This window comes from Clostridium sp. AF37-5 (assembly GCF_003477605.1).
Taxonomy (GTDB): Bacteria; Bacillota; Clostridia; order Lachnospirales; family Lachnospiraceae; genus Eubacterium_F.
Genome location: NZ_QUDR01000016.1, coordinates 38963 through 62628 on the forward strand (window position 1 = coordinate 38963; position 23666 = coordinate 62628).

A 23666-nucleotide genomic window follows, 5' to 3' on the forward strand; every position below is an offset into this window, starting at 1 on the left:
GATTTGTAGTTTCTTCTTTTCTTGTTCCAATATTTATTCACAAAGAATTATTTTTTCTTCTTAGAATAAGTGACTGCTTTCTGCTCTTTTTCTCCCTTTCCGGAAAGAACATACCACAATGGTGATGCTACACATACGGATGAATAACATCCGGAAATAATACCTACAATCAACGGAATTGCAAACTGACGTACAGAATCCACACCGAATACAGCTAACACAAATACCATGATAAAGGTAGTTACCGAAGTATTAATGGAACGAGACAATGTCTCTGTAATACTCTTGTTGATAATTTCTGCAAGACTTGTTCTTGATGTAGCCTTAGCTTTATTCTCGCGAATACGGTCAAATACTACGATGGTATCGTTGATGGAATATCCGACAATCGTAAGCATACATGCAATAAAGGTACTTCCGACCGGAATAAACGCGCTTGCCACTACATAAACAGTCAGCACAGCAATTACATCATGAATAAGTGCCAAAACAGCACTGATACCGGTTGAAAGTTTACGGAAGCGAATCCAGATATAAAGCAACATACAAAGTGTCGCAATCAGAGTTGCTACAGCTGCATCCACTTTCATTTCATCACTGACAGAACCACTGATGAACTCGGACTCAATTTTGGTAGATTCATCCACGCCAAATGTTTTCGCCATCGTTGCTTTCAATTCTTCCGACTTCTGCTCACTGAGTTCCTCAGTACGAACAACAATCTTTGTATTATCAGCAACCGAAATTTCAACACTCTTACCGCTTCCAATAACAGATTTTGCAGTATCTTCTGCTTTCTGTTTATCTTCATCGGTTACAGTCTTAGATAAGTCAACAGATGTTGAGTTACCACCGGCAAAATCTAAACTATAGTTAAATAATGGACCACCGGAAGCAGCACGGACAACAAGTCCTGCCACACAGATTACAACAACAGCTCCGGAAATAACAACATATTTCTTCCAGTTACCAATAAAGTTAATTGTCTTACGCTCTTTCTGAATACCATACATTGAAGTATTTGTCATACCCAGTGCACAGAATGCTTTCATCAAAAGTTTTGTAATAAACAAAGCAGTAAACATAGACAACACAATACCAATACCAAGTGTCATCGCAAAACCTTTTACCGTACCGGAACCCTTGAGATACAGTACCAAAGCAGCAATCAAAGTTGTCACGTTACCATCGACAATGGCGGACATTGCTTTGGAAAATCCATTATCAATCGCAGACGCTACCGTCTTGCCGGTTGCCAATTCCTCGCGGATACGTGTAAATATAATACAGTTTGCATCCACCGCCATACCAATACTCAGGATAATACCCGCAATACCGGGCAGGGTCAATGTTACATTCAAACCATTCAGTGCAAGCAGCATAGCACCTACATAGAAAATCAATGCAATGCTGGCTGCCACACCGGAGATGCGGTACATAACAATCATGAAAATGATTACGAGAATCAAACCAACAACGCCGGCAAACAAACTGGATTTCAATGCCTGACTTCCCAGTGTTGCTCCTACTACGTTACCATGAATATTTTCAAGTTCCAACGGAAGAGCACCGATACGTACGGTAGAAGCAAGCTGCTCTGCGGACTCAGAAGTAAAGCTTCCCGAAATCCAGCACTCACCGCCGGAAATCTCTTCTTTCAGGTTTGGTGCAGAAACTAACTTCTCATCATATACGATGGCAAGCTGCTCACCAACATGCTCTCCGGTAATCTTAGCAAATTTCTTAATTCCTTTGCCTGCGAACTTAATAGAAACACCATATTCAGTCTTTCCGGTGCCTTCCTGCTGTCTGCTGCCGGAAGTTGCCTCACCAATCATGTCACCGGTCAAAAGGACTTTCGATTTGTCGTAAACGACTTTATCACCTTCGTTTGGTGTGCCGCCTTTTTCAGTCTTCAGATCTGAATACAAAATGAAATAAAGCGCTCCAGCTTTACCAAGTTCCTTCAAAACCTCTTCTGAATCACTGGCACCCGGAATATCGATTGTGACACGGTCACTACCTTCCTGATATACTGCAGCTTCCGTGCTCTCTAATGTTTCCACACGTTTCTGCATCTTGTAAATCGTGTCTGCCATGTCTTTATCGGTTGGCTGTTCACCGGTTCTCTTACCGGTACTATCAGTCTTGTAAGCCTGATATGTGACACTCACGCCACCTTCCAAATCCAATCCAAGACGAATGTTCTTTGCGCTTCCTCTGTGTGCGCCACCAATTCCCCTTGCTGCTACAAACGCAAACGCTGCAATCAGCACAAGAACCAGTAAGACCTGTAAAACGCCCTTTACTTTACTGTTCATGTTACTTATCTCCTTTACTATAAATCCTTACCAGGGTCTCTTACTGTAAAAATCCCCCTTATCGAGCACTGCTCGAGATTAGATTATATCACAAAACAATTGGTTCTTCAAGTATAAAACAAAAGCGGCTCGCGCCCTCTTCTCTTTGCTCCAAGCCTTGCCCCATTCGCCCTAGCGGGCTCATGGACGGCTCGCGCCCTCTTCTCTTTGCTCCAAGCCCTGCCCCATTCGCCCTGACGGGCTCATGGACGGCTCGCACCCTCTTCTCTTTGCTCCAAGCCTTGCTCCATTCGCCCTAGCGGGCTCATGGACGGCTCGCGCCGTATATAAAAATAAAAACAGCCCTTCATTTGTGAGTGAACTCACAATGAAGGGCTGTTTTTATTTTTATGCATGGCTTGGAGCTTAGCCAAAGTATCTCTTTAACAATCCCTCGAATGCTTTGCCATGTCTTGCTTCGTCTTTTGCCATTTCATGAACAGTGTCATGGATAGCGTCTAAGTCTGCTGCTTTGGCACGTTTTGCAAGGTCGAATTTGCCCGCTGTTGCACCATTTTCAGCGTCAACACGCATCTGCAGGTTTTTCTTTGTGGAATCAGTTACTACTTCACCAAGAAGTTCTGCGAATTTTGCAGCATGCTCTGCTTCTTCCCAAGCTGCTTTTTCATAGTAAAGACCTACTTCCGGATAGCCTTCACGATGAGCCACTCTTGCCATAGCAAGATACATTCCTACTTCTGAACATTCTCCTTCAAAGTTTGCACGAAGATCAGCTACGATGTCTTCGCTGACACCCTTAGCAACTCCTACTACATGTTCTGCTGCCCATTCTCTTTCGCCAGTCTGCTCTTTGAATTTTTCTGCCGGTGCCTTGCAAACCGGGCACTGCTCCGGTGCACTGTCTCCTTCGTGAACATATCCACATACGCTGCATACAAATTTCTTCATACTAATACACTCTCCTTTTGATAAATTAGTTTAACCACTTTTGTGATTTATAAACATTTTTTACAGATGCCGTAAAAATAGATTTCATGTCCTTCTATTTTTCCGGGAAACTCGTCATCCATCTTGGTATCCAATTCAAAATCCCAGTCGGCTTCCAAATCGATTACCTGTCTGCAACGACGACAAATAAAATGATTGTGTGGGGTGGTCGTTGCATCAAAATGCTCTACCCCGTCACCACAGTTCAATCGCAAAATCTCACCACAGTCTGCTAATAAGTTTAAATTTCGGTATACCGTTCCTAAACTTATCTTAGGAAATTCTTCTCTGATTTTCTGATATACCTGCTCCGCAGTCGGATGAGACTTTGTTGAACGCAGATAGACTAACACAGCTTCCCGCTGCCTGCTATACTTGAGTCCAGCCATATCTCACGCTCCTTTTTGATAATAGTAACTGTTACTGTTATCACTATATATCATTTATCTTTGCTTGTCAATACTTTTTCTCAATAAATTTTATTTTTTTCACATTCGACATTTTTCTACATAATATATAGTAAAAACAAAAAAGGAGTTTCTATGAATCTTTCAAAGAAACCATTAGCAATGGCATATGTCCCATGGCAGACTTTTGAAAATGTCATGGAGGGCGAATGTGCCTTAAGACACGGCACCATTTTCGAAGATTTAGTTTTTCCGTTTGTTGGTGCACAGGCTGCCTGCCAGGCAGACCGCAGTCAAAACCACTCCCATTCCGGTTCTTGTGGCTGCCATAACCGACAGCCCTATATGCAAAACAACTCCTGTGGAAGGCGAGGTGTTTATTGATGAATCAAAACAGACATTCAAAGCATCAGAAAATGACCGCTGTACGTGAGGCCGGATTCTGCATGATTGACGCCGGTATGTATCTGGATACTCATCCTTGCGATGGCAAGGCAATGGATTATTTCAACCGTTACCAGCAGATGTACAAAGAAGCCGTCTGCGATTACGAAAAACACTGCGGACCGTTATTTTTAACCGGTATTGATACAAACGATGGCTGGACCTGGACCGATGAACCGTGGCCATGGGAAGGGGGGTGCAGCTGATGTGGACGTATGAACGACGACTGGAATACCCAGTCAATATCAAAACGCCGAATGCAAAATTGGCAAAAGTAATAATCAGTCAGCTGGGTGGACCGTAGTGCTGAGAGTTATAAAAAGATTTTTTCACTTTAGATTGTCCTTAAAATAACATAGAATTCACTGAAAGTAAAGGGATTTCAGACTTTTAAATTTCTTTCACCTTTTTCAAACTAATCCATTGCCATTTGTCATTCTTTTTGTTCAACAAACGCCCCCAGGCACCAACCACCTTAGAAATCTTGACAACCTCTCCCGGATTTATGCTGCCAATTTTATTTGTAGGTTTTACACCCTTAGATGAGCGGATAGCTGCTGCCTTTGTTACTTTGGCTCTGTACTGATAATTATACATAATTTTGTTGTAAAGATGCTTCCATTTCAAGTTACCTTTACCGACCATTGGCTCTGGACACGCTTTGCCGTTGACGTCCCAATGTCTAATGATAGTTTTTGCATTCGGACATCTCTTCTGAATATACAACACCAGCTCACGAATAGCAAGCATCTGTTCCCAACTTACACCTTTTTTGCAATCACATAATTCAATGGACACACTGTTATCATTCGTGCACTTCTTATAATACGATGCAGCCCCGTTCTTACGAGTAAAGAAGTGACCAACCGCCCAGGCAGTATATTCCATTGGCACGGACTCCCAAATCTCAGATTTTTTATCTACAAAGAAATGCGCACCTGCTTCCCTCGTGTTGCCAGTAGCGTAGAAATCAGCATTATTCTTTGCTGTATCCCCTTTGTTCCCGGTGAAATGAATTACAATGTACTTTATGTCCTTTAAACTCCTTTTGCTCCCATAACTGATTGATTTTGCTCTTCTTTTTTTAATCTCCATTCGTTTCACCTTCCTTATCTGCTTTCTGTTGCAATACCTCAATGGACTTTGTAATTACCGACGGAAGTTTAATTCCCATCAACCCCGCCTTCTCTACAACGGAAATTAATTCATTTGTTATAAACGCTATGACTACAGCATCTCGAAAATAATCGGTTCCAATTACCAAATCAACGCGATGTGCCACAAGAACAAATACAAACGACATTCCTTTTCGGCATAATCCTTTCCAGCAGGCACGAGATTCCAGTTTTCCCGTTGATGTCTTATTGCTCTTCTTAAACACACCCGCCACAAGCAATCCTGATACATAATCCACTGTCATAAAAATGAGAAGCGTTGTCATTCCGGAAGTCCATCCTCCAAAAAACGTTGCCACGCTACTTCCAATCAACCCGCAAATCGTACAAATCATCTGTTTCATTCTATAAGTCCCCCTTTGTTTTTTTCTCAGTATAGCAAAGGAACTAGAAGTTTTACCCCCTAGTTCCCATGCGAACCACCTATTCCTCATTCCATTTTTTAAACGTATCGCTTGTATAGATGCATTTACCCTTTATTTTGAGCTTATACAGTTTCTGCATAATAAGCTGTTTCTCATGCGTATTTTTAGCACTTCGAAACTTGTCTTTATACTCAGAGGATAATTTCGATCGAATGGACGCAAATGCTTTCTTCTCTTTCTTACTGGCACTAAGTTCATGCTTTTCATCGTCCTTTTCAATTTTCGTCATTGCTTCCTCGTACATCTGTTGTAATATTTCTTCGTAACCTTTTCCCTCCTCAATGGCAGCAACCAAATCATCGCTCTTGTAAAAAGAAAGATAATCATGTGCATCCTTTGCACCGGATTCCGTTTTGTCCTGCATCTTATTTAATGCACTGTTGGTAGCCGCTACAATCTCATAATGATTAAATCCCATTTTTATAAGTTTGTTATAACATTCCATATAACCATTATGATTTTTTGCAAGACGATACTGTGCCGCTTGCTTTACTAAATCATTTCGACTTGCCAGCTGGTCCTTTACCGCTGTTTCCACATCACCTTCACCTTTCTTCCCATTTTGTTTCATCTTCTCACGGTATTGAGCAGCCGTCTTTTTGTCATCATCCATAAGTGCATCATAAATTTTCTTTCCATACACATTCGCTTTCGGCTCCTCTTTGTCCGTCGAAAACGAAAACAAGCCTTCCCCGGATGTCACATCCTCAACATTCTTCCAAATACCAACCGCTACATTTTTTACGTTGTCAACCGGAATACCGCACATTTTCGCCACTACTCCAGCCGCATCAAAAAATGCATTCTTTATCGCATCCTTTCCATTCTCAGCCTCCTCGTCTGAATCGCTGAATGCATCAATTACTCCATTCCCCATTTTCACGATTGATTCACATAAAGAAGATATCTCACTAAACAGGGATACTTCAATTCCATAATACTTTTCCTTTGTAATTGCCGAATAGACAAGGTTATACAATTCATTACCGCCTATAAAACTACCGGACAACGAACCCAACACCCCATTCATCCACTCAGACATAACACTCTCCGTTGTTAGTTCATTTTCATCATCACGATAAGGATTTACCTTATGCAAAAGACCTCTTGCCAAAAATGTCATCGTAGAAAGCACTGCTGCCGATACCAGCTGACTGGATACTGCCCAAGCGAATTCCTTTCTTGCCTGTTTCTTCTGCTCCTTGGTTCCATTTTGGTTTTTCGCATGCAGATTGCATGCTGCATCATATAAAATACCGCCATTTTGCATACGCTGTGTCATAAACATAAACATGACTTTTTTAATTTTACTTGGATCACGCAAATAATCCGGTCGCTGCATAACCGTATAATTTGGCTGTGTGTCTTCCACGCATCGATTAAACACTTCTGCCACTTGTCGATAATACGCATCGGTTTCCTTTTTCAAATCCTTATAATTTGCATCCACATAATATTGTGACGCATACCAAAGTCTGCCAACCGTAGCAACATCAACCTTTTGTATCATGTTCTTTACTTCTTTTACCACCGGCATACGATTGGTAAGGCTATTCAAATTATCAATATCAGCCATTTCCTGTGTTGAATTTCCTTTATTTCGATACCATAAAAGTGGCGTATATTTTGCAATCAGTTCTCGGTCAGCACTACTAATCGGAAGTCCGTGTTTACCTCCCTTTGCAAGAGCTTTCATCACCGGCTCCCAGCCAAGGGTGGCAACTGCTGTCGGATAAGATGCCGCCTGTTTCATAATAACCGACCAGTTCCCGGTCAGAACAGAACCCGCAAAATTTCCACGGAGCATATCAAAGACCGTTGATTCCCCGGTTCTCGCATTTTGCAAATCCGAAATCAGGTTATCAATATAATTAGACGCCATCCTGCCCCACACATCCTGCATTGCCTTATGAACCGTATCGTCTTGTACTAATACCGATTTAGTGGATACATCTTCACTGTCTACATCTGTTACCTTCCACGTAGACCCATTATATACCTTGTTAAAATTCCTGATTGGAATGGCAAGACCACCAAACTCTGAGGTAATCTTCAATGACCTCTGTGCTGTATCAATGATACTTTCCAATACCAATGGTTTTGTCGATTGTACACGCTCCTTCAAAAAGCCGGCACCTTCCAAAGTTTTATCCATTTTCAAACCGGTAATATCCGCAGCAACATAATTTTGGTCAACCGAAATCGGATAATAATTCTTCTCGTTTGCCTTTTTAAACCCATACAATTCCATCGAGGTCTCATTAATTACACGCCCCGTATACTCATGAAATAACTTTTTAAAAGCACGAAGAACTTTCTTCTCTTCCGGCGACATGGCATCTTCCATCGCCTGAATCTTTGCGGACGTTACTCCTACAGCCTTTTTCGTTTTGTCATAGGCACCCTTTTTATCTCCCTTTAAATATAATTCCATGTTCGGCATCGTAACACCGCCATAAATCATATGTCGCAAGTTGTCCTTATTCATTCCATGCATAACAAGAGCCATACGCATTCCTTTCGTCACTTGTACCTTCTTGCCATCCTCATAAACAAGACCGGTGTCAACCATCCCCTGCTTCTTATCAAAAGTTTTCATCAATTTTACGACATTTTCGTCCTCCATCACATCCGCAAGAATAGCTTCACCATCTTGCTGGATTTTCAGCATTTTTCGCTGTCCTTCATTTAACTCACGCCATTCCTGCATAAACTCTCCATCCGCATATCCGGTAATCCGACGGAATGCTCGATAAGAGTTTAAAGATTTCAAAGTAAACTCCGGAAATTTTCTCAAAACTTTATGTGTACTCATAAAGGAACTTACTCCTTTTGCCGAACGCACCTCATGAATGACTCGTTCTGCTGCCTTTCTGGCATTTGTTTCCCCTTCTTTGCGAATCAGCTCAGTTGCCCTTCGAATCGTTTTATACACCATTTTCATCGCATCATATACTTCATCCAAATCCGCAGATGATAAATCATAAATGCTGTTTCCATTATTCTTAAACCTATTTGCAATACGCTGTAATTCATAGTCAATATCCTCATCATATTCCGATGCAAAATTGTAATCCGGATCATTTTTCATTTTCTCAAAATACTGCCTTGCATCATCTAACGCATTATATAATTGCGTTCCTTCTTTCGCACCCAAATTGACAGCCTCGCACACATCAATTACAGACCGAACCAAATCTTGTGGCACATACATCCCCTCTTTTGGTTTCATCAGCATTTGTCTCATCTGCTTATGCAAACGACGAATCTTATTCTTTGCTTCTGTCTGTTTTTTCTGCTCAGATAAATTCTTACGGTACTGACGATTCTCAATCTTCATTTCCGCAATCTTTTTATCCTGTCCTTTTTTTAATCTCTCGATGTACCTTTTTTGCTTTTCAATCTCATGCTGATACTTACGAATCAGTTCTCCGTTTTGTGTCGTCTCAATCACATTTGCATAATCATGTATCTTAGCATACGCCTCTCGGATTCTCTGATTCTTGTTTTTTATCTGGTCATTCATACTCACCTTTAATCCTTCAAGGAATTGCTTTTCACATTCCTTGCGATAATCCTGGAGCATGGCAAGATACACTCGGTTTGCTTCCTTCCACTCACGCTCTACGGCGGCATCCGCCTTATCCTTAAACGTTTGTCTCTGTGGTATCATACTCATTTCCTTGTAAATATTTAAGGCAAGGTCATAAGATGCCTGCTCAATATCTTCCCCATAAGCATTTCGATAAGTTGGTCGCAATCCGTCCAATACCGTCATTACCTCTGCTATCATATCACCGTCATTGGTATCCGCCTTAAATAACTCCGGATACTTCTCGCTTAACTCTCCCCAGACCTGATCAAGAGTCGTCCCCTCCGAAACAATTCTAAGCCGTCCGAAATTACTCTTGCGAAACTCTCCCATACTTCCATACATGTAATTTACTTCACTTTTCTGGGCTTCCGACAACGCAAGTTTTGTTTTACGGAAATACTCTCGTAAATCTTTGTACTCGTTATACAATGTCATATCTTTTGCTGTGCTTTTTTCAAGGACACCTCGTGCAATCTCAGAAGTAATCTTTAATGCCTCTTTATAATCCGCACCCTCTTCATTCATATAAGCATACAGTTTTGTCAGGTTATCCCGAAATGTTTCTGCATCAAAGGACGAATGATATTTTTTCAATATTTTTTTACATACTGCCTCTACACGTGCCGGTTCCGGAATGGTTTTCTTTCCCGGCTTAAATTCACTCTGAAGCATCTCCACAACTTTCTTTAATTGCTCATTTTCTTCTACCAGACTTTCCTCTGTTGTCATAGTTTCTGCCAATGAATGACGCAGTTTTTCTGCACGCTCTGATACATGAAGGGAATATTTTTCGCCTTCACCGGATATAATGTTCTTGACAATCTCTTTGTATCGTGCTAGATTGTTACTATAATCCTGATGAAGTAAGCCCCCATGGGATTGGCCCATGGGCCACACTGCTTCATCAGGATTTACTTTTATTATCCGGTTTTCTTTACGAGCACTTTCAACATAATTCTGTATTGATTTCTTCCCATACAAACTGAGCATAACATTAGCAATCGTATGTTCACCTTTAACACGTCCACTACCATTGGGTTTAATTGCTGCAATAACAACATTTCCCTGATTGTCCTTTACATTTGTTACCAAAATTACATCCGCATTATTTTCATTTGTATTTGATTTTATAATCATTGCTGGTGTTTCTAATTGCTTCTGTAGTTTTGTAAATAATCCTTTTCCCAAACCATGATAATTTGTTTTTGGTTTAAAACGATTTTCTTTTTTTGCCTCTTCTTGCGTTTTTATTGTCGAATACACATGTTGGTTCGTCATAAGCATTGGAAGATCATTCCAGCCTAGTTCCTTCAACGCTTTTGTTGTTTCTCCCAGATAAACATGCGTGTAATCTTTTGGTACGGTATCATTTAGCACATCATCTATCTGCTTATCTAGATCAACACTAATAGAGTAGCGAATGTCCTTGTTTTCTCCACTATTGGCTTCTCTACTATTTTCTGCACGTTTCGATACACGAGTGGAATATTTTTCACCTTCACCAGATATAATGTTCTTGACAATCTCTTTGTATCGTGCTAGATTGTCCTTATAATCCTGATGAAGTATGTTCCCTCGGAATTGGACCGTTGGACCCACTGCTTTATCAGGATTTACTTTTATGATACGGTTCTCCCTTCCAGCTTTTTCGACATAATTATGCAGAGACTCTTTTCCATACATGCTTAACATAATATTAGCATCTAGCGTTGCTGTTTTCTTTCTTCCTACCCCATTTGGTTTAACTGCTGCAATGACAACATTTCCATTCTTATCAACAACAGAAGATACCATTACCAAATCTGCATTATTTTCTTTGTTATTGGATTTAATTATCATCCATGGGCTTTCAATGTCTTCCAATACATGCATAAACTTTTCTTTGCCTAAATTATGATAATTTCTTATTTTCTTATATCTTGCACCCTTATCTTCCTTCCCATTAATCACACTATACACGTGTTGGTTTGTCATAAGCATCGGAAGGTCATTCCAGCCTAATTCTTTCAAGGCTTTCGTTGTTTCTCCCAAATATACATGCGTATAATCTTTTGGTACGGTATCATTTAGCACATCATCTATCTGCTTATCCAGATCAACACTAATAGAGTAGCGAATGTCCTTGTTTTCCTTTGTTGGTTTTTCATTTGTCATTTTACTATCTTTGTTCTTGACATTCCCCACAATGTTGGTTAGAATTTCTTCAAGAGATGGATTGTTGCTAGGGTTGCTTATAACTTTGTTATAGGTCCTAGTCTTGAACAACAATTCATCTCTTTTTATGGTTGCTACTTCATGCATATAAAATCTTTGCTTCGCATTTTCCCTACGCAATACAACAGCCATTATATATTTGCCACATATTTTTTCCTGACTTCCAACAATTTCTATTGGTGCCGCAATTACAACTCTCGCATGACCTTTTCCTTTATAGTTACTGCTATAATTCACTATTTTCCCGTTCTTAATAATATCAGGAATTGCTTTAAAGGAAATTGCCTTCGCACGACCAATCCCATGTGATATATCATCTTTTACTCCTTTGCGGCTTAACTCAACATCCCCTAACATTTCATTATAAACATTATTGCCGATATCATCGAAAAATTCTGCAACTTGGTCAACAAGTTTTATTTTCCCCTTTGAAAATTCCGTTTCTTTCACATTACTCACCGTCGGCATATTTGCAACATCTTTTAGGTTCGTTTTAATATCATCTTGTATTGTATCCGGAATTACCTTGACCGAATACTTCCCTCTTTTCTCTTTTTCTTCACCCTTATTATTACTATCCAATTTCTTGTAGTTCTCCCCCGCTTTATCCACGGCATCCATGAACATCTGCTGAATCTTTTCCTTCTGTTCCACGTTGAGTTCTGCTGCCAGTCTGGCCGCTTTTGTCATAGGAGTATCATCAATATATTTTTTTATCTTTTCAAATACATGCTTTACCAAATCTGCGATTTTCTGAAATACATTTTTCTTTGCATTCACATCCAGCTTCGCATCTTTCATTACCCAGTCAATAAAGTTTTTTGCCCCGGCTTCATCATAAAACACACCACTGACAGCATCGTTGATTAACTCTCCTGCAGCATCCTCATAACTTTTTTCACCTTCCACCTGCTCATAGGCTCTTTGATAAGATTCAATTAAGGCGTGGATATCCTCTGCTCCATGTTTCTCTACCAGGTAATTAAGCATCACTCCCATTAATTTCTGATACTCTTTTTCCGACATTACCGATGCAAATTCCAAAGATTCATGTATCACTACACCAAATTTATTTTCTGCATCTTCCGCAAATGCCATCTGTCCTCTATCCATATTCAATAAACCATTTACCGTATCTGCATCTTTATCTGTGAGGGTATTTAAATCCAATACATCCAATCCGGTTTTCTTTGCCAATTCTTTTTTCACGCGAACAAAGCTATCCTTATCCTCCGAAGCATAGCGGTAATCTTCATATTCACCTTTTCCTTTTTTTTGCGCCGGTGCAACTTTGTTTTCTGCCTCTGCTGCCTTTGCGTTTTCTCCATGTACCTTTCCTAATTCATACACAAGACGCATTGCTCCCTTGTCACTCATTATACGAAATGACTTAGACGCCTGCATCATTTTATCAAAACTGATACTTCCCAATCTTCCCATACGATATGCCATACGGAAATTATTTGCATAAACACCGGCATTATCCTTACCATTGTAATAATCCACAAGTGCCGTTGCCGCAGCCGCATTATCCATCTTTGATGCAATGTTAAACAAATTCTGTGTACCTTCATCCTGAAAAGACAAGTCTGCAAGATTTACTACCTCACCATCCGTAGTCTCTACTGTAGCCGATTCTTTCCCAATTTCCCGAAATCCTTTTACCTTTACTTGTTCGTCAGATGCCGTAAATGCCGCATTCTCTGTCTTTCTAAAATTAGCATTCGTAACATTTTCTGACGGTGCATCATTCTGCTTTGTCTTTTCCGGCTGTAGTTCTTGTACCTCAACCGGTCGCTGATTCCGTTCCATTCCCTCGTCAAGATTCACACGATCGAATGTAGTATCTATATTAGCAGTAGCATCTTCCTCCTGCTTCGACACAGACTCCTTCTGCATCATCTCGCTTTTCTGATTCAGAGATACTGTCCTTTTCATTGCATTTGAAACAGAGGCATCCATAATGTCATACAATGCCTGCCGCTCGGATTCGAATTTTGCATATTTACTCTTTTTAGCTAACTCCTGTGCTTTCTCGCGTGCCATCTGGTCGATTTCTACTCCCAGACTATCCGGCACACCACGAATGGCATCTTCATACGCCCTTGCAAGTTCTCCGCTCGTTCTTGCTTCTGTAAAATTATTTTCAGCATTTTCCATGATGTCTACTGAAATTTTACCGTATTTTTCCGTATCATCTTTTGCCTTCTCGTAAGTGTCCATACCTCTTTTTGCAGCATATGCAAGTAAATCTGTGCCTTCATTTCCCTCTGTAATCGATGTCCCATTCTTTTTCACTAATGACTCATACTGTGCTTTCGAATACACATTTGCATAGGTACCAAAAAGACCACCTGAAAAAGCCCCTGCTGCCGTGTCCTCTGCTACTTGTATCAAGAAGTCTTTCCGTGCATTTTTCTTTGCCTCATCCTTTGACATTCCCTGCTGGATATAATTTTTAACATTTTCATTATACTCACTTTTACTTCCATTAACTGCACGGTCGACAAATGCATTTGCAAAGTCCGAAGCAAGTTCTTCTGATCCTTCTACCGCCCCCTGTTTTACAAGATTCTTTGCAAAATCGCGAAACTGTTTTGGATTTGTTGTTTTTAACGCCTCAAAACTATCCAGTGAAAACTTTTCGCTTGCCCACTCTGCCAAACCGGCTCCCAATCCGGTAATCAAAGACTGTCCGGCACTTCCTGTTCTCTCATAGGTGTCCATGTACGATTGATTTGCCGCATTTGCTCCCATCAACGCACTAGCTGCCCCACCTGCTAGCTTGGTTCCCTTAACCCCTTTCGTCACAAGAATATCCGCAGCAGAATCAACCGTGGACATTCCAGCATTGTAAACAAATTTACCGATATCATTATCGATGCCTTCTGACACGGTCTGTCTTACATTATTCGTATAAGAACTGTATGGATGGCTGGCATGATTAATGGGATAAGACTTATCCGATGACAGGTTTTTAACCGCATGATTTACATCCTCTGCAAGTTCCAACGGTGAAAGCAAGTTTGACCCCACACTTAACGCACTAGATACTACCGGATGTTCGTCTGCTATTTTTCTTGTCCCTTCATCCCATGCCTCCTGTTCTTTATTATCTGTGTTAATGTTCTCGCTGTCGATAATGTAATCTACATCAATTCCTTTTTCCTTTAATTCCTTCAACTTAGGAAATTTCTCATATGCTTGTGACAAATAATCCGGATTACTGCTTACTTCCAGCTTGTCCTGTATCGTCGGAACTAAATGATTTTTATCTGCACTGTATTTTCTTTTCTCTACCCACACATAATCTGCTGCCTTTTTTACTAACTGCTTATCGGTATCCCCCAACTTATCGTATTCATGCTCCAGCTCTACACGTGGTTGATTACTCTCCAGTTCTTTCATATACTCAACATTATCCTGGTACTTATTCCACAAACTGGTGTATTCCTTGTAATCTTCCCACGATACACCTTTTTTTCCTAACTTTTCCTCAAAATCTTTTGGCTGAACTTTTTCCCATTCTCCCGAAAATCCCCGTTTAAACAAACCACTATCTGCGATTCTGGACTTAAACAAGTCTTTATTTTCCTTTACATTTGCAAGCGCAGTTTGAATTTCATCATAGTTCATTTGTGATGGATTTCTGTATGTATTACCAGATGAAGTCCGAAATAACTGGTTTGTCTTTTCCGCATTATTATTGCGAACATTACTTCCATTTGTACTCTGCTGTTCTCTCTGCTTTCTTCTCTGCTGTTCCTGTTTTTCCCTTTGTTCCCGTCTCGGAATTTCCGACAGCATATTATTTTCTGCCTTTGCTGCATTGCGAATCAGCGTATTGGTTCTCTTATACTTTTCGCTGTTCTTTTGCGTTCTTTCTTTAATTTCTACTGCTTTCTCTGCCAATCGGCGATAGCGGGATTCTGACTGATTCGTATAGTCGGTATCCGAATACTTTTTATCCTCACCATAATAAGAATCAGCCTTTGCTCTGGTCTCACTTGCTATTTTTTGTCCCTGCATATCTCTTTCATACAACTTGTCCTGACTCTCAAAATAATTTGATATAATACTCCCGGAACCGGATGCATGATTATTCTGTTTCTTTTTCTTATTTGCCATAATATATATTCTCCTTACTTTTTCTTTTTGCTTTTCTTTGAGGACTGTTTCTTTTTGTTTTTATTCACCTGTTTTTCCAAATAGTCATTGTAAGAGCCTACTGTCTGTAACTCCCTGCTGCTAGGCAGATTTCGCATAAAATCAACATAGGATAATGTAGTCTTCGCATCTGCTCCGGCCGCCACTGCACTGTCATAGGTTGGATATTTGCTTAACCCTCTCGTAGTAGTTCCATCAGAGGTTATATATGTCGGTAAATCTTTTGCTGTATATCCCAATAAAACACTCCATACATAATTGCTTTGATCAGCAGATAACACGCCACTCTTTTCCATATTGTTCAAATATTCTGCGATACCCTGCGTGTCATTGTTCTTAGCCAATTCCTTAACCTTCGACTTAATATCCGTTGGAATCTTAATCCCACCGGTTGAAGATGCCCCTTTGCCCGACGCACTTCGTTTACTAGCGGATGCAGCAGCGGCCTTAGCTTTTTTTGATAACTGGTAATCCTTATTCTGCCAGTAATTGGATGCGTTCTGCTGCTGTCTCCACTGGCTGTTGCCATTTTGCTGTTCATACTTCCACTGCTGATTAGATACATTCGCAGTATAGTTGTTAAAATCGTTATTATATGCCGCATCATATCGATTCGCATAATAGTTTCTGTCATCCTGCCAATCGCCAACCTTGTCCCGATACTTCGCATAATCACTTTCGTCAAGTCCCTGATACATGGACAAGTCGGATCTCTGATTATCCAAATCCGTCTGATAACGGTTGTACGCTGCCTCGTACAAACTAGGAATTATATTATTCAAGGCTGACATGTTTTCCTGATACGCAAGGTTGCCGGCCGTAGCCGCATAAGAGTTTCCATATCCTCCGGACAACGCGGCCGCCTGCGCCGTTGCATTCTGCATCCCTAACTGTGCCTGCCTCTGATACTGGTCCTTATAATTCTGATACAAAGCATCCTTTGTATAGTCATAGGAAAAACCTTTGCGATTTGCAATCGCATCCGCCAATCCGGTTATCTGTGTTCCATACTTACTGGTATAAGCTGCCGGCCTTGCCTTCTCCGTCTTTTGCAACGTACTCTTTGCGGCGTTTACTGCTTTCGATGGCGTATAAGACTTTATTGTCGGTGTCTTCACAGTTGTTGCTTTGGTGATTGTTATTTTACTGCTACTGCTCTTCTTTTTCGCCATAATCCTCATCCTCCTCTTCTATGATGGGTTCCTCTACCACCGGTTCCGAACCCCATATTGCAAACACGGCATTTACCACATTTTCTGTCTGCTCCTTCAACAATTCTTCTCTTCCGGATACGGAATTGAGATAGGTTCGTCTATGATTCTCTCCAACCTGAGATTTCACTTCTCCATCAATTAGTACCTTTCTTGTTAAGATGCTCACACTCTCTGTCGACAACATATCTACCGTTTTTTCTTCGTTAATTTCCATTTCAATTCCTCCTCGTTAAGCCTTTCTATACCAACCGTATACATACCAATCGCTATATGTTTTTCCGGACGCGTATGCCCCATTCTGGACATAATATGAACCACTGCCGCTAATTAGATTAAATGGTGAATTAGTTCCATTGCCACTCGACACAATTCCAATCGGATAGACATTTGATGGACGACTATGGTCAGGTTCATATGGCAGTCCGCTTATATGATGACAAGCATAACTACTTGTTGTTAATATCATTGCCTCTATAAATACAATGTCTCCCAGTCTATAATAATTTCCCGTAGCCGCTGCAATTGACGTTTTAATCTCATTACTTGCTGTATTAAACAGTCTAGGAGTCCATGTTCCTTTTTCGTATTTTGCTGTGTATTTTGTATAATTACTTGAATCCAGCAGCGTCTTCCATGTGTCCCAAGTTCCACTTGACATGGCTCTATGCTGCAATATTCCATTATTAAGCATGGCCAGTTGTGAATCCCAACCACTCGTATTATCCCAATTCATTTGCAGTATCTTTGCATCACCCCCGGGCTTTCCCGTTGTCATCTTAGAACTGGCAACAAATGCTTCTACTGCTCCCATCCTATCGGATGTACTCGATTTATCTGCAGATGCCGGACGCGTTGCAATATAATTAAGCAATGTGCTTATTCCTGCCGGCCCCATTGGTCCTTGCGCCCCAGTATCTCCTTTTGGTCCCTGAACACCTTGAATCCCTTGTGGTCCAGTTTCTCCCTGTGGTCCTTGTGGCCCTTCCGGTCCCGTTGCTCCGGTGTCTCCTTTGGGTCCTTGTGGTCCCGTTGCTCCGGTATCTCCTTTAAGGCCTTGTGGTCCCTGTGCTCCGGTGTCCCCCTTCGCACCAGTATCACCCTTTTCCCCTTGTTCTCCCTGCGGTCCCGTTGCTCCAGTATCTCCTTTAGGTCCTTGCGCCCCGGTATCTCCTTTCTCTCCTTTAAGACCTTGCGGCCCCTTAAAATTTCCAATCAAAAATTTTGCCATTGTATCACTTCCTATCTATTCATCCGGTAATATTAAATAAATGTCTCCAGTAGAATCTATTTCAAATTGAGGCGGTGTCTCATCATCTGTAGTAACCGCATATAGGTTTCCGTCAGCGTCTCCCATCAGATAAAAGAATCCATTAATTGGATTGATTACACCACTGTCACCTCTCTCGCCTTTATCTCCTTTATCTCCTTTTGGACCTCGAATTCCTTGTGGACCTTCTGGTCCGATTTCACCAGTTGCACCTCTCGGTCCTTGTAAACCTTGTGGTCCGGTTTCTCCGGGTACCCCCTGCAATCCTTGTACCCCGGTTTCTCCAGTATCTCCTTTGTCTCCTTTTACTCCCTGTTCCCCTTTTGGACCAGGCAGCCCTTGTGTCCCCTGTGGTCCACGCACTCCCTGAATTCCCTTTTCACCTTGCACACCTTGAATTCCTTGTGGACCTTCTGGTCCAATTTTTCCTTCCGGTCCAGTCAGCCCCTGCACACCCTGCGGTCCGCAATCACCCTTCTCTCCCTTTTCTCCTTGCACACCGTCTTTTCCTACATCGCCTTTCTCTCCCTTTTCTCCATCTGCGCCTTTGTCACCTTTGTCACCTTTGTCACCCTTCTCTCCCTTATCACCCTTCTCTCCTTTTTCTCCCCGTAACCCGCCGCTCTCTAACTGTTGCTTTAACTTGTCTGCAATCTCTTTTGCTTCCTTTGCCATCTTTACAGTTTCCTGCACTTGACTAAATTTCTTTTCTGTCTCCGATGTCATATTATCGGTCTCTATATTGTTCAATACATAACTTAGATTTTCTATCAAACGAATGATCCAGGAATTTAATTTCTGAATGTTTTTTTCGTCAATTCCATCCAGTTGTATTGGATCAAACTGTAACGTAGCCATTAGTATCCCCCCTGTTCTAAAACTTTAGAAATGCTATAAATTCTTGCATCTCCCTTACCTCTTAACCGTATCCTCATATGGTCGCATCGAATCGGGAATATCGGCACCTCAAAACTTCGCATCGTTACAAAAGAAGGTGTGTCTCTACGACTCTCTTCATATTTAGACTCCATATGTGCAGCCTCCTCCCATACTCCACAAGAATCATACATTACATCTACATCTAATTCTGAATCTAACGGCAAAGACAACCTCAAACATATTTTTGATATATACTTGTTATTGGGATAGCTTATCCCTATCAAGCCGGTTTCCGCACTCCACTCAAGTATTGTTTCCAGTCCTTCCTCTGTCGTGTAATCCCTTGATGTAATCTCCATTACTTTTCTATCATTCATATAAAGCAAAGACCCATCCAGGTTTACGAATTTATCCATACTGCATAAAGATTTCTCATCCTCTTTGTGCCACATTCCTTTGCTCGAATCATACACAAGTGTCTCGTAACGAGTCGTGCGTATATTTTTCCCGTGCATATAGTATTTTGCCCCCAGTGCGCCTGCCCTTACCTTTTCGTAGCGTTCTCCACCTAATGCTGCACTAATTGATACCGGAGTACTTCCGTCATACGCACACACATCCTCGCGTGATTTGTAATACAATATTTCATTCACAAGCACCAGACTTTCCGAACATCCCTTTTGCACACCACGGCATCGCTGCGTATTAATCTGATAATTTGCCGGATAAGAACCGTATACCTTATGAATACAATCCTCTTTGAAAAACAAAACTTGTCCGCCGTATGCTGTACATCCGGTAAATTCTCCATCACTGCCGACCGTTGCCGCATATGAATCTGCCGCAGTACCCAGATAAGAATACCAATTTGTCATATCTCCCTGCTTACAGCAGTAAATTTCATGTTTCTCCGAAGAACACCCCCATATACGGTTGTCACTTTCACACACATAATCCATATCCGGAACACTACGTTTCAATGTAATTACTCCAGTTTGTGTCGTATTATTGGTAAGCAGAGCCGTTACAATGATGAAATCATCCTTTTTATCCCAGATTGCCATATCCTGATTAAACGTATCAGCAATGCTTCCCGTCACACCATCAATCTTCACTACGTCATATTTTTCAAACGGCTTCCCTATGCCCGGATTTGATATTTTGGTATAGCTTGTAGCCACTGCCGTCCACTGGTTCTCGGATTCATTCCACAACTTCAATGCATTTGGTGTTGTCCCAGTATCCATCCAGTAAATGGCACCATTAGAGCATGTAGTTATCTTTGTCCAGGTAGTCGTATACTTTTTAATCACATGCGGTGTCGATGATGTATCCAGCCACAAATCATCTGCCTTCGGTGATTGAGGTGACGCTGCTCCGATAGACGGTGCCTTTGTAATAGGGGTAATATCTGCCCCATCCAGCGTACACATGGAAAATGTTACCGTTCCTGCCGTTGCCTTTGATGCCTCCATATCTTTAAGCGTCTTGTCATTTGTATTAAATATCTTTTTGTCCGGCCAAATAGCCACATACGCCCCCATACCACACATTACTTTGGGATTTTTCGCAAGCTGACCAATAATCTGCCAATCGTTCATTTCTTTGTCTGTATATACTAAGTTGCCATCCTCCACAAGCAAAATTCCGTTTTTCGCATACATTCCATAGATTTCTCCGGTACGAAACAACATTCTTCTCTTTCTTCTGGGTGCCAGTGCCGGGTAATAATCGGATGTCATGTTCTTCTCCATATAAAATTCATTTTCCCCACAATTCATGGTATGGTTGTACCCGCCAAAAGCAGATATCATATCCCTTGTTGTTTCCATTTCTGTAGCTGGTGTTATTGTCAAGGTTACACCCCCGTTCTTTTTGGCTGCATTGGCATATGATTCCGAATATACCAGTTCTTAAAATCCTGATACCCATTACTGAATACCGCAATCTGGTTATTGTACATTCCCATATCACGGTTATAAAAATCGATTTGAGCCATCAAATAATCAACGTACACTTTCGCGTAGGTATCCGGTATTAATAGGTCTTCATTCATATGTTCTTCATCATATCCATCAAATACAACGTCCACATTTTCTTCATACCTGCTAATTACCTCATCATAAACTTGTCCATCAAGCATCGATAACCATTCAATTTTTTCCATGTCCGAAAATCGGTTTGGTCTTAACCGGTCTGCTTTTTCAATTGCTTCCTGCACTCTCAACTTTCTCACCTCAACCTAAAAAAAGCGGGGAAGGTCACTGCTTCCCCGCAACTTTCCTCTTATCAGGGGAACTAATTGCTTTCATTTTTGGCTACTAACTCAGAAATCTTTGTTTCTGTCTCCTCGTCTGCTTTTTCAGAATTACGCAATACCTCAGCCACATAATATGGCACCTCAACTTCCACTCCGCGCTGAATGCGGAATGTAGTTCCATTTACAACTACGGTAACGTCTTCCGAATATTTATCCTTGTCTTTAAACAATTTAATCTTAACCAAACGCGTAATATCGTCCTTTTTTGCTGTTGCCATGATTCTTCCTCCTTTTTCAAATGGGTTCCCCTCGAAAAGAGAACCCATCCTCTTAGTTTGCTGTTACTGTGCCGGCTTTAAAACCACACGACTCAATACGAATCATGTACTGTTCCACCAGACGCTCTGCCGTCTTAATAGCTTTCCAGCCAACCGTTGAACGCTGATTCAACGGGTCTTCTCCCGAACCCAGCTGTTTGACAATATGCTGTAATCCGCCACCTTCTACTTCAGTTACACCGTAGGCGTGTGCTGCAATTACCATTGTGCAGTAAACCGCCAAACCTTCCGGACAGGTTTCGTCTTTCAGAATTTTGGCTTCTGAATTCTCTACGAAACGAATATTTCCAATGCGTCCGATTTCACCCTTCCACATCTTATCCGGTGTCGTGTACTTATTCCATTCCTCAAATCCCTTTGATGTTTTCACATCATAAGCAGCGTTCGGATGAATAACACATACAAAGGCATCCTCTATTGTTTCCGCGTTTACACTTCCAAGATAGGCTGCTGCCTGCAAAAAGATATCTACATTCAATTTGCAGGTTCCATCCAATGTCTTTCTTGTAAGGACCTCTGTGCCGTCCGATTTAGGTGCATACATTACATTGGTGCCACCGCTAATTACATCACGCGTAATGGTATCTAACGTACGTCCAGCCTGCGAACCACTTAACTTTGTAGCCTGCACCACATTGTTATCAATTGCTGTGAGTTCCAGCACATCCGTAAGAGTGATATAATCACCGTACTGCTGTACCTCGGATTTAACCGTGGTCACCTTCATCTTACTACCATCCGGCGTTACGCCTTCCACCAAAGGGGTGGTGTTTTTCGGTAACGAATCATACTTTCTAAATTCGATTACCTTACCACCGTTTTTTGGAATTGGATATTTATCACCAAACTGGTCAAACACCAATTTTGGCTCTGCCATCGTAATCAGAGATTTTTCATAAAACTCTTTCATCTCGGCAGTCATTCCCGAGTCGCCTGTTGTATTTGGATTTAAATTCCCTGCAAACATCTGTAAAGACATTCGTTTTGCCAATTTTCTTGCTTTGTTCATTTTGCTTACCTCCATTCTGCACATCGGTCAGAATGTAATTTTCTCACCGCGTGCGGCTCTTTTTGATAACTCATCGATATCTTTTGCTGTCAACTTGCTTATGTCAATTTTCTGTTCTACCGGCTTTGAAGAAGTATTCGTTCCATTCTCAGCCGGACGCAAACCTTTCGCGCGAATACCATCCGTCACGCGCTCCGCTGTTTTAGCTGATGCCATCTGCATAGCTCCTCGCATGATTTCTTCATGATGCGCTACTTCGTACGCCGTTCTTACATCAATGCCATTCTGCAGCAACTGCAGGAAGTCTTTATTCTCAACCTCCTCATCAAAGCTAAAATTCGGATAAATTTCCTTTAATGCGTCTGCCTCTGACATCCACTTGCTATACGTTTCATCTGCCTGACGAATTCTCTGCGTTTCCTCAGCCGCTCGTCTGAATTCTTCATTCTGTTTTTCCAAACGATAGAATTCACGATACTGTTCCGTGGACATTCCCTTTGCCATGGCACGCTCTTCGAACATGGAATCATCCTCTTCCAATGCCCTTAACATGTCATCCGCATCTGCGGTCTTGTCCAATCCATAGCGCTGTGCCACAAAATCAAGGACTTTCTGCGATGATGATAACCGCTCTTCCATTTCCTTGGTCTGCTTAAATCTGTCGTTAATCACCTTCTGAACACTCTGGTTATATTCATCTTTGAACTCCCCTTTAATCATGTTCTTCCACTTGGTTCCTCTGTCCTCTGTACTTTCCTCACCGGTGTCTGTCTGTACCTGGACAGTCTGCTGGTCGTTCTGACCCTCTAAGCCAGTCTCAACTTCTGCGCCTCCTGCTTCTCCTGCGCCCTCTGCAAACAACTGCAAATAAATTTTGTTTTTCATAGGTTTCATTCCTCCATCGTCTTTCCGAAGTGTCGCTATCATCGTCTTTCCGAAGTGTCGTTTCCATCGTCTTTCCGAA

At 41.4% G+C, this 23666-nt stretch carries 17 protein-coding genes and 1 pseudogene; 3 read left to right on the plus strand and 15 right to left on the minus strand.

What is annotated here, in order from left to right:
* Positions 1 to 47: 47 nt before the first annotated feature.
* From secD to DW019_RS10540, 3 genes are all read right to left on the minus strand, one after another.
* Positions 48 to 2321, minus strand: coding sequence for a protein translocase subunit SecD (gene secD, locus DW019_RS10530; protein WP_118443333.1), 2274 nt, complete (start codon positions 2319 to 2321; stop codon positions 48 to 50).
* Between the two features lie 405 nt (positions 2322 to 2726).
* Complete coding sequence (locus DW019_RS10535) at positions 2727 to 3269, minus strand: NADH peroxidase (RefSeq protein ID WP_022376619.1); 543 nt, start codon at positions 3267 to 3269, stop codon at positions 2727 to 2729.
* Between the two features lie 47 nt (positions 3270 to 3316).
* Positions 3317 to 3697, minus strand: a complete 381-nt coding sequence (locus DW019_RS10540) for a transcriptional repressor (protein ID WP_117479108.1) — start codon at positions 3695 to 3697, stop codon at positions 3317 to 3319.
* Positions 3698 to 3850: 153 nt separating this feature from the next.
* On the opposite strand from DW019_RS10540, the gene DW019_RS10545 reads away from it, so the two are divergent.
* From DW019_RS10545 to DW019_RS10555, 3 genes and pseudogenes are all read left to right on the plus strand, one after another.
* Positions 3851 to 4099 carry a spore coat associated protein CotJA gene (locus DW019_RS10545; protein WP_117479107.1) on the plus strand — a complete coding sequence of 83 codons (249 nt, stop codon included), beginning with the start codon at positions 3851 to 3853 and terminating at the stop codon, positions 4097 to 4099.
* Entirely contained in the window at positions 4099 to 4365 is a 267-nt protein-coding gene (locus DW019_RS10550; RefSeq protein ID WP_022376622.1) for a spore coat protein CotJB, read from the plus strand. The genes DW019_RS10545 and DW019_RS10550 overlap by 1 nt, the downstream gene beginning before the upstream one ends.
* Positions 4365 to 4460, plus strand: a pseudogene (locus tag DW019_RS10555) (manganese catalase family protein); the annotation flags it as partial. The gene DW019_RS10550 and the pseudogene DW019_RS10555, both read left to right, overlap by 1 nt.
* Before the next feature lie 89 nt (positions 4461 to 4549).
* Here the strand turns inward: DW019_RS10555 and DW019_RS10560 are convergent.
* The 12 genes from DW019_RS10560 to DW019_RS10615 all read right to left on the minus strand — a co-directional run bounded on the left by DW019_RS10560 (position 4550) and on the right by DW019_RS10615 (position 23587).
* Positions 4550 to 5254, minus strand: a complete 705-nt coding sequence (locus tag DW019_RS10560; RefSeq protein ID WP_118443334.1) for a peptidoglycan recognition family protein — start codon at positions 5252 to 5254, stop codon at positions 4550 to 4552.
* Positions 5244 to 5678: a phage holin family protein gene (locus DW019_RS10565; RefSeq protein WP_118443335.1), complete on the minus strand. Its 435-nt coding sequence runs from the start codon at positions 5676 to 5678 to the stop codon at positions 5244 to 5246. The genes DW019_RS10560 and DW019_RS10565 overlap by 11 nt, the downstream gene beginning before the upstream one ends.
* 79 nt (positions 5679 to 5757) lie before the next feature.
* On the minus strand, positions 5758 to 15696 hold the full coding sequence (locus DW019_RS10570) for a hypothetical protein (RefSeq protein WP_118443336.1): 9939 nt from the start codon (positions 15694 to 15696) through the stop codon (positions 5758 to 5760).
* Between the two features lie 14 nt (positions 15697 to 15710).
* On the minus strand, positions 15711 to 16907 hold the full coding sequence (locus tag DW019_RS10575) for a hypothetical protein (RefSeq protein ID WP_117479101.1): 1197 nt from the start codon (positions 16905 to 16907) through the stop codon (positions 15711 to 15713).
* Positions 16885 to 17163, minus strand: coding sequence for a hypothetical protein (locus DW019_RS10580; protein WP_022375925.1), 279 nt, complete (start codon positions 17161 to 17163; stop codon positions 16885 to 16887). Before DW019_RS10580 ends, DW019_RS10575 begins: the two co-directional genes overlap by 23 nt.
* 15 nt (positions 17164 to 17178) lie before the next feature.
* The gene (locus tag DW019_RS14845) at positions 17179 to 18177 is read right to left on the minus strand and encodes a collagen-like protein (RefSeq protein WP_207663930.1); all 999 of its coding nucleotides are present in this window, start codon (positions 18175 to 18177) and stop codon (positions 17179 to 17181) included.
* Positions 18178 to 18192: 15 nt separating this feature from the next.
* Positions 18193 to 19074 carry a collagen-like protein gene (locus DW019_RS15300; protein WP_118443337.1) on the minus strand — a complete coding sequence of 294 codons (882 nt, stop codon included), beginning with the start codon at positions 19072 to 19074 and terminating at the stop codon, positions 18193 to 18195.
* On the minus strand, positions 19074 to 20951 hold the full coding sequence (locus DW019_RS10595) for a hypothetical protein (RefSeq protein ID WP_118443338.1): 1878 nt from the start codon (positions 20949 to 20951) through the stop codon (positions 19074 to 19076). Before DW019_RS10595 ends, DW019_RS15300 begins: the two co-directional genes overlap by 1 nt.
* Before the next feature lie 2 nt (positions 20952 to 20953).
* Positions 20954 to 21322 carry a hypothetical protein gene (locus DW019_RS10600; RefSeq protein ID WP_022376326.1) on the minus strand — a complete coding sequence of 123 codons (369 nt, stop codon included), beginning with the start codon at positions 21320 to 21322 and terminating at the stop codon, positions 20954 to 20956.
* A 71-nt stretch (positions 21323 to 21393) separates the two neighbouring features.
* A complete protein-coding gene (locus tag DW019_RS10605) occupies positions 21394 to 21633 on the minus strand; it encodes a hypothetical protein (protein WP_117479097.1) in 240 nt (79 codons plus the stop codon).
* A gap of 52 nt (positions 21634 to 21685) precedes the next feature.
* Positions 21686 to 22702, minus strand: coding sequence for a N4-gp56 family major capsid protein (locus DW019_RS10610; RefSeq protein WP_118443339.1), 1017 nt, complete (start codon positions 22700 to 22702; stop codon positions 21686 to 21688).
* A gap of 27 nt (positions 22703 to 22729) precedes the next feature.
* Positions 22730 to 23587, minus strand: coding sequence for a hypothetical protein (locus tag DW019_RS10615; RefSeq protein WP_118443340.1), 858 nt, complete (start codon positions 23585 to 23587; stop codon positions 22730 to 22732).
* Positions 23588 to 23666 lie beyond the last annotated feature (79 nt).